This window comes from Deltaproteobacteria bacterium (genome assembly GCA_016874735.1).
GTDB lineage: Bacteria > Bdellovibrionota_B > Oligoflexia > Oligoflexales > CAIYRB01 > CAIYRB01.
The window spans coordinates 1-17,850 of the sequence record VGTI01000064.1; the positions used below are offsets into that span (position 1 = coordinate 1).

The window sequence follows — 17,850 nt, forward strand, 5'->3', positions numbered from 1 at the left end:
TGACACGCCGCAACATGGCGGCAACCTCCTGGTTAGAGCGGTAGCCTTACAAGAAGTCGAGGCACAACTCAAGAACATTGCCAGTAAAAAAGCCGACTCAGCAGAGTCGGCTTTGTTTAGTGGGAGAGAAAAATTGTGAGCGCTTTTAGAAATGGAGATTAGCGCAATTCAAGACGGTAACTCGCATTACCAATCACGTAGTAAACAACGAGAGCTCTAGCCTCACTTAGTGTGAATGGCGGATTAAGTACGCTATTCTTTTCATCCTTCTCGTTCCCGTTAAATACGCCAGTGATCTTATTGTCCTCACCGATTTTGAGCGTGGTTTCGAAATCACCACCACTCGTTTTTGAGAACCCAGCCTTAAAGGTCGAAACTAGGCGTTTAAATCCAGACAGGTCGTCGATCTTGACGTAGCTGCTGCCGTTCCAACGATAAAGCTGCACCTCAACACCAGTGATGAGACCACCACTGGTCGTAAACTTAGCGCTCGCCACTGGTACCAATGGTTTACCGTCCGCAACGGGCGATGCCGTATCGAAGTCATAGCGGGCCACTTCCGTCGCGTCGACTTTCATGCGCCAAAGTCCTTTAACAGTCGAAGCGATCGATCCGCCGGTGCCGAAGTTCAGCATGAAGGACGTTTGGCCACCGTAATTGTCTTCGCGAGCGTAGTAACCACCATTGTTGACACATGCGTTAGGATCATTTTGGGATGAAGTCGCCGCGCTGTTGTTGTAGGCCGTCTTAGACGAGGTGTTTCCGTACTCATCCACCACTGTGATATCGGTGGGTGGTGTGAAAGTGATAGATTTCCCGCCACAGACGTCTGCCTTTGTCAGGCCTTGACTCCCTTCGCTACCAATGTAGAAGCCATAGCCTTTATAGGATGTGGCAGCTGGATCGGAGAATTGATCGACAGCAGCGCTTGGTCCTTGTGTGCTCTTCCAGAAGTAAAAAGGCTCCGACTTCCACGCTTGGTTCATGTAGGAGTTGATGACGTTTTTCATCGCCCGCCCGGCATCGGCCAATGACTCCATCGCGTTATCACTGAGGTCAATCGCGTCTTTGGATTTAGTTGCACTAGTAACGTCGCGGGATGATCCTGTGATCTTACCCAGTCCCACATCACCTTTTAGGCGCTCGTTTGGGATGGCGCTAAGTGGTTTATTTTCTGGAGTTGGGAGTGAGATGAACCGGAAGGATGCCGCCTCAGATACCTTGTCTCCGGTCTTATCGTAGGCCACTAAAATGGTCACGGCGCCATTGTTCTTGCTTTCGTTAGCCATTTTGCCAACGCCCTCTTGGATCTCGCTCTCTTGCTTCTGTTTTATGTCATCGAGGGAGGCTTTTGATGCCATATCAGGAAACGCCTGTCTCAGCGCCTCGTACATCCGTTCCCAGTTTCTTTGGTCACGCGACTTACCAGCTTCTTCGACCAAAATTTTGATGGCCTCGTCACTACGCTTAATGGGCACGCGGAAGTTGCCGCTGGAATCGACATCTACGACCTGTGGTTGCCCTTTGATTTCTCCGGCTACCGCTGTGAAGGCCAGAACTCCCTTGGGAGTGTCAGTAAGCGCCATGGTGGAAATGGCGAGTTGCCCGGTGACTACTAGGTCATTGTCGGTCTTTTGATTCACCCCGCTATAGCTTCCATCGGTCCCGTTGCCGTTACCTCCTTTGTCATCTGAACTTGAGCTCTTTTTGCCGCAAGCAGACGACAAGGCCACTGCTAAAGTAAGACAAACGCCAGCCGTGAGGGGGGAAATTCTTGACTTCACGACGCACTTCCTTTCGTGGTGACGGGCCAGGTGGCCCATGTAGCTATCAGAACTCATTTCGGCGATCGACGGCGACGCCTGAGAGCCACACATTAATTTGCAACAATTTCGGTGGGATATTTTTAAATTCCTCACCGCCTTTTTGATCTTGAGAATCATTCTCACAAGAGTTAAGTTAGTCCTCGTGCTAGTTACGGCACCAACGAACCGGCTCAGTCGGTTGGCACGGAGTATTCTCAGTGTACCCTCGCATACTCCCCCGCTTTGTGGTCTCCCTAGCTTCCTCGCTTTTCTGTTTATCTTGTGGGCAGCCCACTCGCGGCGCGCGACCTCGTCCAGTACTGCCGGCCCCCTCCCCTATCTCCGAACCCGCGTCTGGTCAGGACGCTCAGCCGGTCGAGACATCGTGGCAGACCATCAGGATATCGCTCGCGGCGAAACCTAGCGTCGGTACCTCCGTAGGCATGACGGGCTATGACCAGGTGGCGCCTATCCTGGGACGCAAGGAGTACGCCTGCTTTGGTTGTCATACCAGTGAGTGGCCGTTTCTCTCCCGCAAGGGTGGATGGTCCCGACTTATGGAGTCGCTTGGTGACGCAGCTAATCCCACGGTCACGACAAAGGAGCAACTAGCCGCCATCATGGTAGGCTGCATGGATGTGACCACAGAGGACTACTGTGCCGGAGACGCCAATGACACTACGGATACCCTTGCCGCTAAAATGCCGACTAAGTTCGGCCGAGGGCGCGTGACCGATGCCGATCTTGCTGTACTGAAAAAGTGGGTGGAGGATGGCGCTCCGGAGGTCAGTACCAGCCCGTCAGCTGCCGTGGATCTGAACAAGGTGGCAACTTTTGAGTTTCAACCCACTGACACTAATCTGCTAGAGGCGCGTCAAAGTCCTCTGGAGCACGCCGCTGTGTCCACTCGTGACCTCACCGTCGATGTTCGGTCTCGTGGGGGATCGTGTGAGCCTACAAGTCTCGCCATGTCGCTTAAGGCGGCTGACGGATCGCTCCTGACCAAGCTAAACCTAGGACTTAACTGCAATGACCAAGGTCAATTTGTTTATACTCCAAAGATTGAAGTTTAGAGCTCTAGGTTTTTTTCGCTTTCTACTGCATCCGCGATGCCCTCTCCCTCCGCTAATTTGATCATTTTGTGCACAGTGCCGACACTCAGATTTAGAGTGTTGGCAATGGCTTTGTAAGATTGGCCTTGAGCCTTAAGGGCGACGGCACGTTGCTGCTTCTCGTCAGAGATTTTGGCCGGAGCGCCTAGCTTGACGCCGCGCTTGCGTGCCGCGTCAAGGCCAGCCCTCACCCGAGCCACAATGGTTTCACGCTCGATCTCGGCAATCTCGGCGAAGGCGGCCAGCATCGTGCGGCGGAAGGGGTTCTCGTGCCCCAAGTTTAGTACGGGCTGGGTCACCGATATAAATGCTACCCCTGCTTGGTCCAAATTTAAGAGAAGGTTGATGGCGGTGGTGGCATCGCGACTAAAGCGGTCCAGTTTATATACCACTATTGTGTCTATTTTGCGGGCATAGGCGGTCTCTAGGAGGGCCTGGAATCCGGGACGGTTCAAGGTTTTTCCTGAGATCCCCTCGTCTGTGAATACCAGAGGTTCGATGGCAGGCCTTTTGGCAGGTGGGAGGTCCCTCAGCCATTGCTCGACGGCGATTTTTTGCGATTCGAGGTCCTGCTTTTCTGTTGAGACGCGGTAGTAGATTCCGATCCGTTCCAATGGTGCCCTCCTCCCGAGTTCTTAAGTTTTCTGCTTCGCTTTATTGTTTATTTTGTGAGCAGCCAATGCGCAGCCTGGGTTGCATGGGCACATCGCCGCCAATAGCGTTCAATTAACCCAGGCTTACATATTATAACATACTGATTTCATTGATTAAATAAGATATTAGCGAGGCGTTCAAAATAGACCTGTTAATTGAACGGCCTAGCTACAGAATAGGGGGATTTGGACGTTTTGGGAAGAATCCGGGGTATTTTAGAAAGTTTTGATATAACAACACCGCTAAATTCAGTGGTGTTTGATTACAGTTTATACCACAGCAACGTAGTTACTGGTGTTGTGGTATTAAATTGGGTCCAACTGCTCAAAAAATGAACTAGGAATCCGACAAGAAGACGCTCACACTGGGGGCGGTCCCAATCCCGGGATTTTTGAACGCGCCGTCAGCCTGAAACAAAAAGCCAACCAAGGAACCAAGACCCCCAATGACTGCCACCGATCGCCGCTACCGAGATGCCGTGAAGGCGATGCAGAGCCTGGAGCGCGCAGGATTTACCACCCGATTGGCCGGCGGGTGTGTGCGGGACCGTATTTTAGGCAAAGTCCCGTATGATTACGATTTGGCCACGACCGCCACACCTGATGTTGTGATGGCGCATTTTCGAGCAGAAAAGCTGAGCACGATCCCTACAGGGGTCGACCATGGCACCGTCACCCTGGTGATGCCGTCTGGGCCCATCGAGATCACGACGTTGCGAAAAGACGTCGCAACAGATGGGAGGAGGGCCGAAGTCCAGTTCGGATCTAGCTTTGCCGACGATGCCGCACGTCGCGACTTCACTATCAACGCCCTCTTCGAGGATAGTGCCGGCAAGATTGACGACTTCGTGGGGGGGCAGGCTGACCTGAGCCAGGGAATCTTGCGCTTTGTTGGAGATCCACGGACACGAATTAGTGAGGATTATCTGCGCATCCTCAGGCTGTTTCGCTTCTGGGCGACGCTAGGGTTTAGGCCGGATGCGGCAACGCTTCGTGCCGTGGGTGAAGGCAAAGAGGGCCTGAGGCGTATCAGCCAGGAGCGCATCACGCAGGAGTGGATCAAGATGTGTAGCGGGAAGACTCTGGACGCGGCACTTGATGCCATGGTGGCTGCTGGTGTGTTTGCGGTGATCTTACCGGAGGTCACACCCGTGAGGCTGCCCCCAGCCAGGGATCTGCAGGCATGGCAGACTCCCGTGCTGCCCGCCATCGGTGTTCTGGCAGGTCTTTGCCTTGCAGATGGCGTCCATGATGCCAAACGTCTTCAAGCTATTGGCGAGCGTATGCGTCTTTCGCGCACCGATACGCGCGTCCTCGTATTTTTCGCAACGGCGCGCGAGGTGCTCATTGGGACACAGGTCAAAGACATTGCAGATAAACTCATATTTGTGGATAGTTGTGAGCATGTGGCGGGGCAGGGGAGTCTCACCGCTGTTTTTGCGCCTGTGCTCGATGCATTTGCTGAATGTAAACAAATGTTGGATGAAATCTGTGCGGCAGAGAACCAATACGGACACAGGCGCAAGGCAGTGTTGCCCATTAACGGGCGTGACTTGGGTAAACACCTAAATCTTACTGAAGGACCTGAGCTCGGCCGACAACTTACGCGCCTTAAGCGAGCCTATTATAACGGCCTTTGGCAGACCAAGGACGAGGGACTCCAGTTGATCGCGTCAACTTGATCAAGTCAACCTTTTGACTTTCCTACCGATAGGTTCCCTGTAAAGAAAGGGAACCTCTTTGAACCTGCGCTCACGCATCGTCAAGGCCTTCGATTTTCTCACTTGCTCTCTCAGGCATCACACACCTGAGGAGCGGGAGTTTATCGCGCATTGGCTTGCGTCGCAGCAACTTACCTATTTTCGATCTGTAAACAAAGTCCTGATGTACGTGCTGACTGGCGCATTTATCGCGATTTATATCCATTCACCGATGCCTCAAAGACCCATTGAACTGGTTACATATGGCACTCTGCTGCTGATAAGTATAGGTTTTGCCTTAAGCAAGCGCTTACAGTCAATTGATCAGCGACATATCGTAGCGACGATTGCAGTCATTCTACTGACCGGATCAGCGAGCAGTGTCCATGTGCATCTGAAGTCGCCTACCACCATGGCGCCTTTGATTATGGTGTCGTCGTTCTTGATGGGGAACCTCGTCTTTCTCACCACCATGTTTCCCTACGCAGATTCAAGGATCTTATTGATCCTTCCAGCCAATCTATCGCTTGGTTACTTTGCGTTTATGGATTTACATGACGGCGGCACTTTTTGGGATCCGCTGTTACTGGTCCTTGCTTACACGGTAGTGGCAGCTGGAATTCTCTACTCGCGCATCTATCGCGTTCGCCGCGAGATTCTGGCCGAGTATCGAGCCCGTAATCAGCTTCTACAGACTGAGCGTTTGCGCGTGGAGATCATGGAGCAACAACTGTCCCTCGCCAAGGAGATCCAAGACAGCCTAACACCACCAGAATCCATTAGAACCCCATTTGGTGCGACAGCCAGATTTTTCCAGAAAAAGTTTCATCCCCTCGGCGGCGACTGGATGGCCGTGCGAGTCTTAGCCAACGGCGATACTGTATTTGTGGTTGCAGACGTAACAGGTAAGGGGATCGGTGCTGCGCTTGTAGTTCACGCCCTACAATCACTATGGGCGCAATCTTTGTCGGATACCGAATTTAACGTTATTGACTGGCTTCACGCAGTTAATAGGACCTTGCTCACACTAGGTAAGAACAAGCCCCATACATCGACTCTTGGTGTGTTGGTTTTGTCACGCAAGAGCTTGACTTACTACTCAGCCGGCCATGTGCCCTGCTATACCCTAATCGATAACAGAGTTGCACAAATCATGATGAGCCGCGGCAATCTGGTTGGATTTACTGGCTCTCTCGAAATCATACCTGTGCAATATGCGTTGAGTGGAAACCACTCATACACAGTCGTGATCGGTACAGATGGTGCTTTACCCAAAGGCTCGCGCATGCGGCAAAAAGATCTGATCGCCATGATCCACCAAATTACGGACGACCCTAGTTTCGCCCTGAACCAAGCACAAATGGACGATGATCAACTTTTAATTTCCATCGAGATACCAGAAAACTATGGCAACTGGGATCTGCGGCGCGTCAGTTAAACTAAGGTTTATGACCGGATTTTTTGTCATCAATATTTGTAATTTTCGCAATTATCGGCGAAAAGGTTCTCGATCCTCAACTTCACGTTTAATTTATCGTCGACATCGAAGGTTAGGACTGACCATACGCGGCCGGACTGTCCTGGTGGCACATCGATGTCGCGGTGATCAGAGCCAACAAGAAAGCGCACTCGGGCGCCGCTTTGCCCCGACAATGCCTCACGGCTCATTTGTACATTCATGGCGGAACAGTTGGTAAAGTCTGAAACGCGGTAGGTGTAGCTGCCCGGGACTAACTTGGTGATCGTCATGGTCTCCGGACCAAATCCTGCTTTCGAGTCGTAGTCCATGTTGGCTTGGGGGCTCTTTTTATTGATGTAATAGATGTGCTCGTCAGAGCCTCTTTTGGGCTGGATGTAGAGGTGCCCATCCAAGTCTTTGGGCGTGGCATTCCAGCTCAGTATGATGCGGGCCTGATCAGACTTCAGCGGTGGACTCAGATGTACGATCAAAGTTGCGGTCTCCGCCACAAGCTGGCGGCTATCTTCCGTGTAGTTTTTAGCTGTGACGGTCACATGGGAGTTACCTGCCTCGTAGGCAATGGCCGCGTGTCCCTCACTGTCTGTTTTGGTGCCACTCGCGGCGCCGTCTACGGCCACTAGGGCTCCTTCGATCGGCTCATTTGAAGTAGCGTCAACCACGATAACGGCGAGCTTGCCCGCGCTAGACACTGTGCTGAAGGAGCTGGCGTTGGCTGCGGCGCCGGTGATACGACTTTCGCCGGATTTAGAGACCGCTAGTGTCTTCTCTTTCCCACCTGCCTCGGCGGGAGCTGAGCCGGAGGCAAAATTGGAACTGTTGCAGCTCGTAGTATTCACCACACCAGCCAGTAGTGTCGTAAGGATTGAGCACTTCGCGCATTGGATTCGGCGCCAAGACTTAAGATCGTTTAGACCCGCGTTGTGGGCTTTGTGCATGGTGAGTCCTCTACATACTCAGAATTATCAAGCTTATCGGCAATTTCTGGAAAAAATTTAGTAGTTTTTTAAAAACCTTAATAGCGGCTTGGTGTTGAAGCTTGGCGGCATAGCTGGCATCGAACTGCTGTCGATCTTTTTGACAGTCTAGCCGTCGTACCGATGTTGGTGCGGCGGGCCGGGGCATTAACTGAGGCTTTTCAATCCCCTACATAACCCGATTTTTATACTAAAGTTTCGGCAAGATATTCCGAATCAGATGGGGTCAACTCGTGGGGTTCAGAAGGAGCACCAAGATTGCGCCTCATCGTCAACACGCGCCATATATTTTTCATGCTGGCTTTAGCCAGCGCGCTAGGCGTGCTTTCTTTCACAGGACGAACGCTTGCCCAAGTCGCCACTTACCCTTTGACATACGCAGCGCGGCTCACTGACAGTGGTGGGGCGCCACTCGAAGGAGCTGTTGATGCCGAGCTGCGGTTTTGGAGCGATGCCGTCGGTGGCACCCAACTTGCCGAAACCTTTGAGTACAAGGCCGTTATCTTGACGCAGGGGGTATTGCAGCTCCGCATTCCAGTGACAGGTGACCAAATTGAGAGAATATTTGCGGACGGTAGCGAGCCGGTGTTTGTAGAGATCACGGCAGCTGGTAAAAGTTACCCGAGGCAGGAGTTCAGCTATGTTCCACTCGCTATCAGAGTGCCTGTAGACAACGCAACACTAGCCTTTCGCAGTGACGGGAAATTAGCTGCAAACCTCCCTATTAGGCCGGGTAGTAATACGTTCCTCACGGTGGACAGTGCTGGTAAATTTGCATGGGAGACTCCTGTAGTCACGACGCTACGGAGTCAAAATATAGCGACGACAGTCCCGGCGACTGGTCAGCTGTTGAGTTTTGATGGCGGCCAGTGGACGCCGAAGTCGCTGATGCAACTCATGAGCGCTGGCACCGGCATTAGCTTATCCAACGCGGGGGGCACGGTGACCATCGGCACCACAGATGGCGGTGCCCCAAAGTTAGCAAAAAGCGGCGACACGATGACCGGCAGACTTAGCTTGCCTGCTGACGGCCTAAGTGTGGGCGATAATCAACTCATGTTAGCGAGCGGTAACGTGGGAATCGGCAGCACGTCTCCCGGTGCAAAACTTGATATCGTTGGCCAAGTGAAAATTCAAGGTGGGTCGCCTGGACCTGGTAAGGTGCTGACGAGCGATGCCGATGGATTGGCTTCTTGGAGCACCCCAGCGGGGCACAACTCCATCTCTATTGGCACGGGTGAAGGGCTTGCGGGCGGACCGATCACCAATTCGGGCACCATCACTTTAGCCGATACAAATGTCTCTCCCGGAAATTATAACCGTGCCAATTTCACAGTCGACCAAAAGGGGCGAATCGTTTCAGCTGCCAATGGAGCGCCCATAACGGACGCTGACATTGACGGTTCGGCCAACGTCGCTCAGAGCAAGATCAGTGGACTCACCACGGCACTCAACGCCAAGGAAACTGCCATTGCTGCGGGTACCAATTTTCAGTACTGGCGTGGCGACAAAACTTGGCAGACACTCAACACAGATGTCGTGGCTGAGGGTACCAAGCAGTACTTCACTGTAGCCCGTGCAAAAGAGGCTTTTACTGCTTCCGCACCGATAAGCTACAGCAATACGACAGGTGACATTTCGATTGCCCAAGCGTCCGCAACAGGCGGTGGATACCTTAGCGCTGCTGATTGGGTTCAGTTTAACGCTAAGCAAACCAGTCTTGGATTTATGCCAGTTAACAAAGCTGGGGATACAGTAAACGGCCCCCTGGACCTCACCTCGAACAATCTGACTAACGTTGGCAACATTCTGATGTCTGGCTCGAAATTAATGGGATTCAGCCATCATACGTCCGACCCGGTGTTAAGTGGACCCGCTGACCAAGGTAAGTTTTGGTACAACAGCACGAGCAACCTACTGAAGTACTGGGACGGGGCGAGTGTGAAGACATTAAGCACTGCAGGTGCCACTGACTGGATGTCTCCTGGGGCTATTGGTGCGGGGACACCAAACTCTGGTGCTTTCACCTCGCTAACCGCGTCGGGAAATGTAGGGATTGGCACCACGGCGCCGACATCCCAATTTGAGGTCAACGGTCTGATCAGTGTGGTCAATGAAGCAGACAATCCATATGCGCGCAGCCTCAATTTTTTTAAGAGAGGCGTAACAGGCGATGCCACTGCAGCCGTTGCCAGTGGTAGCGAGCTTGGTTACACCGGGTTTTATGGTTGGGATGGGAACGCTTACGTGCGCGGTGCTTGGTTGGGGGCCGTTAGCAGCCAAGCTTTCACTACGACAGCGCGAGGCACCAATCTGATTTTTGTGACCACCAGCGACAATAGCACAGGAAATGCGGAGCGGATGCGAGTCACCGCAAATGGCAATGTCGGTATTGGCACCACCAACCCTGCCGGCAGGCTAGACGTCGCAGGTTCCCTATGTCTAAATGGCACCAACTGTATCACATCGTGGCCAAATGCCGGAGGCTACTGGGCAACCTCCGGAGGTGATTCCTACGTGGCTTCGGGAAAACTCGGGGTTGGCACTGCGTCTCCAAGTGCCGATCTGAGTTTTGGTGGCTCCATTGCACGGACGATCCAAGTTGATCGTAATTCAGGCGCCGGCACCAATGGAGGAGGTTTAACACTTCAGGCAGGCGGAGCGATTAGTGGCGGCAGTAATTATAACGGCGGTAATTTGACGTTAGCCTCTGGTGTTGCAACGGGTACAGGAACCTCATCGATTGAATTTAAAACGTCTGGTCCTGGGGCGAGCGGAGCCTCAGATGCTGCACCGACAACAAAGATGACGATACTGGGGAACGGGAATGTCGGGATTGGAACAACGGCGCCGGTCAATACCTTGCAACTAGGAAATCTTATCGACTCTGCGAGTGCAACTCCGTTGAGCTTGTCATTGGGTGGTACCTACAGCGCCGCAGCAGGTGCTAATCCGAAGTTAAAGCTATACGAAAGTTCAGGCGCGCATTTCGGTTTCGGAATTTCGCCTTTCCAGTTGGAAGCGATGGTTCCAGCAGGCAGTCGATTTGCCTGGTTCATTGGTGGTAACGAAAAATTGAGACTCGATACCAACGGCAACTTGGGGATCGGAACGAACAACCCAGGCCACTTGTTGCAATCCGGATCAGGTGCAGCGGATAGTCAGATGGTTGCCGTCCGTGGCTATGCGACGGGCACCAACTGGAAAGGCGGCGGTGCCTTCGGATTCTCATCTGGCAACGTCATAATGGGCGAACTAAACGGGGTGGCTCAGATTGGTGGTCACACCGGCAATCTAGGCGCATGGGCTAATCTTGCACTAAATACAGGCGGCGGCAACGTCGGAATTGGCTCCGAAGCTCCAACCGAAAAGCTCGATGTTGCGGGCAGTGTCAACATAGCCGGTGGTGGCAGAATATTTATGGGCAGTGCGGGCGTAGCAGCGCCTGGCGCGGGCAGTGTAGGTCAAAAACTGCAACTCTGGGGTACTCCTGGAAGTGTGAGTGCATCGGACTACTCGCTTGGTATTGAGAACAGTCATATGTGGTTCAATACCGGCGGAGGTTTCAAATGGTACGTAGGTTCGGCGTTGAAGTCGGTGATGGACTCCAATGGCAACGTTGGCATTGGAGTTAACTCACCGGGCACGAAGCTTGATGTGGACGGTGCTATTCGATCGACGGGAGAAATCATCGGCACCATGAGTGGTGGCGGTGCCGGGCAGTCTCGTTTTGTGTATGGTAACTATGGACTCATCAACCGCAATGACGGCACCAACTACTTCATGCTGCTCACCGCTGCTGGGGATCCATACGGCACATGGAATAGCATACGACCGTTCACCATCAATCTTGCTACCGGTGATACCACGATCAACGGTGTCACTTCGCGCGCCAGCGGTAACGTCGAATTTTCTGGCGCCCAGGTTGCCACAGGCGTCGGCGTGATCAGGGATTCTGGTGGTGGCTGGCTCCGTACTTATGGCGATACGGGGTGGTATAGCCAGACATACGGTGGCGGCTGGCACATGACGGACTCGACATGGCTGCGAGCTTACGGTGGCAAGAATATTTACACCCCGAGTGTAGTCCAAGGTGACGCGGCGGTACAGTCTGGCCTTCTCTACTCCTGGGGTAACGCCCGAGTGGATGGCAGCCTGGGGCTAGGCACTAATGCTCCCGCCACTAAACTGGAACTAGTTCAGGGAGTGAGTAACCACGTGGGAGGGATACGCATTCGAGGTGCCGACTTTGGGACCGGTACTGTTGATATGTGGGAACAGGGACCTGGCTACGGTCAAAACTTTTATATTCAGCCCTTCACCGGTAACACCACTAGTATCGAGCAAGGTTACGGCAATACTGTCCTGAATCCGTGGGGCGGCAACGTCGGTATCGGTAACTCCAATCCATCCACTCCCCTCTTTGTCTCCGGCAGTGTGGCCAACGGTGCAGCTACCTTTATCAGCAACACAGGCAACACGGCAAACTCGCACGGCCTTCAAGTTCAAGGTGGGTCTCAATGGGGAGGTGGCTACATCCAGATATTTTACCGTGGTGGTGACGGAGCCTTTGTTGGGTCCATTAATCAGTCGTCGGCATCTTCGGTTGCCTTCAACACCACGTCAGACAAGCGCCTCAAAGAGAACGTCGTCGACACTTCCCTTGGGCTCGATCTACTGACAAAGGTTAAGGTTCGGGACTACAACTACATCGATGATCCTTCTAAGAGGACTCTGCAGGGATTTATCGCTCAGGAGCTCTACGATGTGTACCCTCAGGCAGTGACCGTTGGTGGTGACGATCCTAAGATTAAACCTTGGCAAGTGGACTACGCAAAGCTGACACCGGTCCTCGTAAAATCCGTGCAGCAACTAAACACTGAGAGCCAACAAAAAGACTCTGAGATTCGCAATCTTAAAGCCCGTGCAGAAATTGCTGAGCAAGAGTTAGAAGCGTTGAAAGCGGAAACAGCTGCTTTGAAGACGCTATTCTGTCAGCAGGTCAAAGATGCTCCCCTATGCAATCAGGATGACAGGTGATTTATCGCTTGCCTTTGGTTCATTACGCCCGCTAATCACACAATCTAACCGCCCGTTTTGCCAATACTTAACAAAAACGTCTAAAGCTCACTGAAGCTTATGACGAAGGCGTTTTCAGGGAAGTAGGGACGCCTCGTGGACTGACGGAGAGGCATCTTTCATGCGGTCAATTTCGCAAAACTCACGCCTGGTTACGGCTGATCATGTAGCCGTTTGGTGTTTATTTATCATCAGTTTCGGATGCTTAACCGGAATTTCTCAGGCCGCATATGCCGCGGATACCACTACGTTACCGATGTCTTACGCGGGAAGACTCACCACGCAAAATGGCGCTCCCATGGCAGGAGCGCCGACGATTACTGCCACGTTCTGGGATGCGGAAATCTCGGGCACTCAAAGAGGCGAGGTTTTCTCCTTTCCAAATGTCGCCCTGACCGAAGGCATGTTCTCAATCAGTTTTTCGTTTTCGGCCCTACAGGTGCAAGACATCTTTGGCGACGGCACGTCCACCGTCTATATCGAAATCGTAGCCGAGGGAAAAACTTATCCGCGCCAGAAGTTTAACTACGTCCCACTGGCGATGCGCGTCCCCGTCGACGGTAAATCGTTAAAGTTCAGCGAGATAAATGGCAGGCTCGGCATTAAGGGCAGCGACACGGCCGCCGCAGGGAGCATCTTGGCGAGTGACGGCAGTGGAGGAGTCACGTGGATTGGAACGTCCTCAGGCAGCGGAACCATCACAGCTGGCAAAGGCCTTAGCGGTGGTCAGATCGTGACATCTGGAACAATCAGTCTTGCTGATACTGCCGTGACCCCCGGGACCTACGTCCGCGCCAACATAGTCGTCGATCAGCAGGGACGGATTACCAGCGCCTCAAACTCAACCGCTATCGTCGACGCGGACATCTCAGCAGCGGCAGCGATCAACCCTGAAAAGATCGCAGGACTTTCAGCAGCGCTTTCAGCTAAACAAGACACGATCAGTTCTGGAACGATGTTTCAGTACCTGCGCGGAGACAAAACCTGGCAGGCATTAAACACGGCGAACGTCCCGGAATCTGGGACAGCGCAGTACTTCAGCGACGCCCGTGCGAGATCCAGTATGACAGGCCTTGCACCCATCGGTTACTCGCCTATAACTGGTGAAATCAGCTTACAGCAAGCCGATGGTTCGAAGCATGGATACCTGGCGTCAACTGACTGGGCAACTTTCAACGCCAAACAGAATGCGCTTGGTTATACGCCCCTCAACCGTGCCGGCGACACCATGAGCGGATCGCTCAGCATGGGCGGCCAGGCCCTTACTGGTCTCGCTGCACCGTCGGCTGCCAGCGATGCCGCGACCAAAGCCTATGTTGATACTAGTGTTGATAATGGAATTGATACCAAGGCCGCAACTCTCCTCAAAAAGGATGGGTCCGTTGCCCTCACGGGTCCTTGGGGAGTTGGCAACGATCTCACCAACGTTGGTAACGTGACTTTGGCTCAGGCTAAAACGTTGGGACTTGGGGTTTTCGACAACACCACAGAATTGACTATGATCGGAAGCCTAAACAGCAGCGGAGCTAGTTCCCCTGACAAGGGCAAGACTTGGTTCAACAAGGACACCAACTTAATCAAATACTGGGATGGAGTCGCGGCTGTTACCCTAGGGGTGGCAGGATCAGGCCTTAGTTCTCTGAATGGCCAGACCGGCAACACACAGACTTTCGCAGTCCCTGGCACCTCAGGGACAGCACCAACGTGGTCGTCGTCAGCGAACGCTCATACCCTCAACATCCCGATGGCATCAGCCGCCGCGGTCACGGCAGGTTTACTCTCCAACACCGACTACGCGGCATTTAGCAACAAAGTGACTAACGTCGCACAAGGCACTGGTATCGCCGTCGCTACTGCAAGTGGCACGGCCACAGTGAGCCTTGCTACCACAGGCACAGCAGGCAACTACGCCAAAGTCACAACCGATGCTTACGGACGTGTCACGGCTGGTGCTAGCCTACTTCCATCAGATTTACCGCCTTTGAGTGCCGGGCTTATAACCTCAGGCACTCTAAACGTGGCCAACGGTGGTACCGGGTCGACCTCTTTGGCTCTAAACAATGTGATTTTAGGTAACGGCAACAGCCCCGTCCAAGCCGTAGCACCAGGGACAAACGGTAACGTCCTCACCTCGAATGGCACCACTTGGCAGAGCACGGCCCTCCCACCAAGCATCACGCAGCTCGATGGCGATGCATCGCTGACGGGGTACACCAGTGGTACGGGTACCGTCAGTCTGGCTAGTGTGGCACTTGCAGGCACCGCGACCAAAGTTACCTATGACGTCAAAGGTCGCGTTACGTCGGGCACCTCACTCGCTGCTGCAGATATCCCGACACTTAGCGCGGGCCAAATTACTACGTCGCTGGGCTACACTCCAGTCAACAGCGCCGGTGATTCGCTGAGCGGGGGCCTAAACCTTGGTGCGTTTGACATCACCAACTCCGGCAACATTCAGATGGCCGACTCTAAGACTTTGGCCCTCAGTGCCAATGCCTCCGACCCTGCCGGTCTCCTAGCAGCAGACAAAGGTAAAACCTGGTTTAACTCGACCTCAAACCAAATTAAATACTGGGACGGTGCTGCTGCGGTGGCACTTGGAGTGTCTGGTGCGAGCCTAAGTTCTCTGAATGGCCAGACCGGCAGCACACAGACTTTCGCAGTCCCTGGCACCTCAGGGGCAGCACCAACGTGGTCGTCGTCAGCGAACGCTCATACCCTCAACATCCCGATGGCATCGACCGCCGGGGTCACGGCAGGTCTGCTATCCAACACCGACTACACGGCATTTAGCAACAAAGTGACTAACGTCGCACAAGGCACTGGTATCGCCGTCGCTACTGCAAGTGGCACGGCCACAGTGAGTCTTGCTACCACAGGCACAGCAGGCAACTACGCCAAAGTCACAACCGATGCTTACGGTCGTGTCACGGCGGGCACTAGCCTACTGCCCGCCGATTTACCGCCTTTGAGTGCCGGGCTTATATCCTCAGGCACTCTAAACGTGGCCAACGGTGGTACCGGGTCGACCTCTTTGGCTCTAAACAATGTCATTTTAGGTAACGGTACCAGCCCAGTCCAAGCCGTGGCGCCGGGCACGAACGGTAACGTCCTCACCTCGAATGGCACGACCTGGGTGAGTACGGCTCCCTTCTCCAACTGGACCACATCGGGATCCGATGTTTACCGCTCTAGTGGCAACGTCGGAATTGGAACAACAAGTCCAGGATCCTCATTACATATCGGTGGTAGTGTTGCTGGCCAACAAGCTCAAATCAAATTAGATAACGGCATCGACGGTTCGACGGGATACATAAGCCGTTGGATTGGACGCCTTGAGCTTTTGTCCTCAGATGCGATCGGTTTTGCGACCAATTCGTATGCAGATACAAAAATGTTGATAACAAATTCTGGCTACGTCGGGATAGGGACTACAGCACCGGGCGCTAAACTTGCGATCGGAGGGTCTGCTGGTACCGATGGCATTATGTTCCCAGATGGCACTACACAGACGACAGCTGCGATTTCCTCCGCAGCATGTCCCGCGGGCTTTACATCAATTGAATTCAATTCCAAACGACTTGGTTGCGTACAAAACACAACAAATACGGCGGCGAATTGGTATTTGGCATCGTCGAATTGTTACACGTCATACGGCGGCAGACTGCCAATGTTTCAGGAACTATATATCGCTCTAAACAACTATAATGGACTAGCAAACCGGTTTGTAGCCCGCGAATGGACGGGCGATAGCGATTGGTACGGTGGCTCTTCACCCGGTATGTCGACAATGGAAACGAGCAATCAAAGCAGTACTTGGGCGCCAAATAACAGTTCAAGCTATCGTTGTTGGATACCTGGTAACGGAGCCGGCGCTGGATCTGGCGCAACGTGGGGTTCAGACGGCATCAACGCCTGGCGAAATGCTGGCAACGTCGGTATCGGTACCACAGCGCCGGCTGCCAAACTTGAGGTAGCTGGATCCGTCAAGATCGGTAGTGGTGGCAGCGCCATTAGCATGATTCAGACAGGCACTATTGGCGACTGCACTCCTGGCAACGCTGGGAGCTCGGGGACGGTCACATTCTCAACGGCATTCACTTCGATACCTCGTATTTTTCTGACGATAGATGAGAGCGGGGACAATAACGGCTGCACTGGTATACGGTTGAGCGGGAAGAGCACCACCGCTTTCTCCTGGACTGGATGGGTAGCAGGGAGCAGCTATGCGTGCGACTGTGTGCATTGGATGGCGGTCGGTCCCTAGGTGTTCTTATCCACAATTAAAACGTCTGTCCAAGGTAAGCGACAGTAGTCTAAAAGTTCTAAGCAACCTCGGCTTTAACCTTCATGCTAAGTCCATCGGCCGATAACTGTTCGTTAAGCGCTAGTTCCACAAGGACGGTTCGCGAGTACCCAATTTTATCTGCAATCTCAGCAGCCTTTTTTGCGCTGACAAGCTGACGAGCTTTCTCAATATCACAAAGATTACTCGCTGATATACCAAGTTTCTTAGCGAATGCAACCTGAGTCATACCAAGACTCTCGCGCCATGAACTTAGGAAATTACCAAAAGTCATTGGACCGAGTTTTTTATTAAGCGACGCCTTGCCATGATGTTTTTTTGACTTAGTACTCATGCTTGTTTACCTCAATCACCTCTGCGATGAGTATAGACCCATCGTGACCCTCAATATAAATTGCGCGGTACGCTAGGTTAAGTCTCACCGACCGTTGACCGGCTCGATTTCCCCGAAGGGGTTCATCATGAAAACCTTTAAGCCGACGCACTGCTTGCATACCGTCCCGCTCGACTGCCACTACCCAAGCCCGAAATTTCTGTTGGATAAACTCAGGCAGTCTATCAAGACTTTTATCCTAAGTGCCGTAAAAATCCGTCGTTCACGGCGGAGATATAAGTGTTCTTATCCACATTTAAGACGGCTGTCCAAGGTAAGCGGCAGTATGTCAAAAAGAGCAGCGTGATTGCCACGCTACTCTTTCATGATCGGATCAAAGATTGTGGACTTTAGCCGTCACGTCGGGA

10 protein-coding genes are annotated in these 17,850 nt (G+C 53.0%); 5 read left to right on the top strand and 5 right to left on the bottom strand.

Annotation, left to right across the window (positions count from 1 at the left end):
* Positions 1-158 precede the first annotated feature (158 nt).
* Positions 159-1,784, bottom strand: a complete 1,626-nt coding sequence (locus FJ146_16905; GenBank protein ID MBM4253648.1) for a hypothetical protein — start codon at positions 1,782-1,784, stop codon at positions 159-161.
* 239 nt (positions 1,785-2,023) lie between these two features.
* Between FJ146_16905 and FJ146_16910 the strand changes: the two genes are divergently transcribed.
* Positions 2,024-2,878: a hypothetical protein gene (locus FJ146_16910; GenBank protein MBM4253649.1), complete on the top strand. Its 855-nt coding sequence runs from the start codon at positions 2,024-2,026 to the stop codon at positions 2,876-2,878.
* On the opposite strand, the gene FJ146_16915 is transcribed toward FJ146_16910, so the two are convergent.
* Positions 2,875-3,531, bottom strand: coding sequence for a hypothetical protein (locus FJ146_16915; protein MBM4253650.1), 657 nt, complete (start codon positions 3,529-3,531; stop codon positions 2,875-2,877). The two genes, FJ146_16910 and FJ146_16915, sit on opposite strands and share 4 nt — an antisense overlap.
* Positions 3,532-4,016: 485 nt before the next feature.
* Here FJ146_16915 and FJ146_16920 point away from each other — a divergent pair, with 485 nt between their 5' ends.
* Both FJ146_16920 and FJ146_16925 read left to right on the top strand, forming a co-directional pair.
* Positions 4,017-5,252 carry a CCA tRNA nucleotidyltransferase gene (locus FJ146_16920; protein MBM4253651.1) on the top strand — a complete coding sequence of 412 codons (1,236 nt, stop codon included), beginning with the start codon at positions 4,017-4,019 and terminating at the stop codon, positions 5,250-5,252.
* A 58-nt stretch (positions 5,253-5,310) separates the two neighbouring features.
* A complete protein-coding gene (locus tag FJ146_16925; protein ID MBM4253652.1) occupies positions 5,311-6,708 on the top strand; it encodes a hypothetical protein in 1,398 nt (465 codons plus the stop codon).
* A gap of 29 nt (positions 6,709-6,737) precedes the next feature.
* On the opposite strand, the gene FJ146_16930 is transcribed toward FJ146_16925, so the two are convergent.
* Positions 6,738-7,685 carry a hypothetical protein gene (locus FJ146_16930; protein ID MBM4253653.1) on the bottom strand — a complete coding sequence of 316 codons (948 nt, stop codon included), beginning with the start codon at positions 7,683-7,685 and terminating at the stop codon, positions 6,738-6,740.
* Positions 7,686-7,982: 297 nt separating this feature from the next.
* Here FJ146_16930 and FJ146_16935 point away from each other — a divergent pair, with 297 nt between their 5' ends.
* Together FJ146_16935 and FJ146_16940 are read left to right on the top strand one after the other, a co-directional pair.
* Positions 7,983-12,764: a hypothetical protein gene (locus FJ146_16935; GenBank protein MBM4253654.1), complete on the top strand. Its 4,782-nt coding sequence runs from the start codon at positions 7,983-7,985 to the stop codon at positions 12,762-12,764.
* A 160-nt stretch (positions 12,765-12,924) separates the two neighbouring features.
* On the top strand, positions 12,925-17,070 hold the full coding sequence (locus FJ146_16940) for a hypothetical protein (protein MBM4253655.1): 4,146 nt from the start codon (positions 12,925-12,927) through the stop codon (positions 17,068-17,070).
* Positions 17,071-17,128: 58 nt separating this feature from the next.
* Here the strand turns inward: FJ146_16940 and FJ146_16945 are convergent, their stop codons facing one another.
* Positions 17,129-17,443, bottom strand: coding sequence for a helix-turn-helix domain-containing protein (locus tag FJ146_16945; GenBank protein MBM4253656.1), 315 nt, complete (start codon positions 17,441-17,443; stop codon positions 17,129-17,131).
* Positions 17,433-17,663, bottom strand: a complete 231-nt coding sequence (locus FJ146_16950) for a hypothetical protein (GenBank protein ID MBM4253657.1) — start codon at positions 17,661-17,663, stop codon at positions 17,433-17,435. The genes FJ146_16945 and FJ146_16950 overlap by 11 nt, the downstream gene beginning before the upstream one ends.
* Between the last annotated feature and the right edge of the window lie 187 nt (positions 17,664-17,850).

What these genes read in the sequence shown, in the direction of transcription:
- FJ146_16940 (MBM4253655.1), top strand. Translation starts at nt 12,925, where the DNA reads ATGCGGTCAATTTCGCAAAACTCACGCCTGGTTACGGCTGATCATGTA.
- FJ146_16945 (MBM4253656.1), bottom strand. Translation starts at nt 17,443, where the DNA reads ATGAGTACTAAGTCAAAAAAACATCATGGCAAGGCGTCGCTTAATAAA.
- FJ146_16920 (MBM4253651.1), top strand. Translation starts at nt 4,017, where the DNA reads ATGACTGCCACCGATCGCCGCTACCGAGATGCCGTGAAGGCGATGCAG.
- FJ146_16930 (MBM4253653.1), bottom strand. Translation starts at nt 7,685, where the DNA reads ATGCACAAAGCCCACAACGCGGGTCTAAACGATCTTAAGTCTTGGCGC.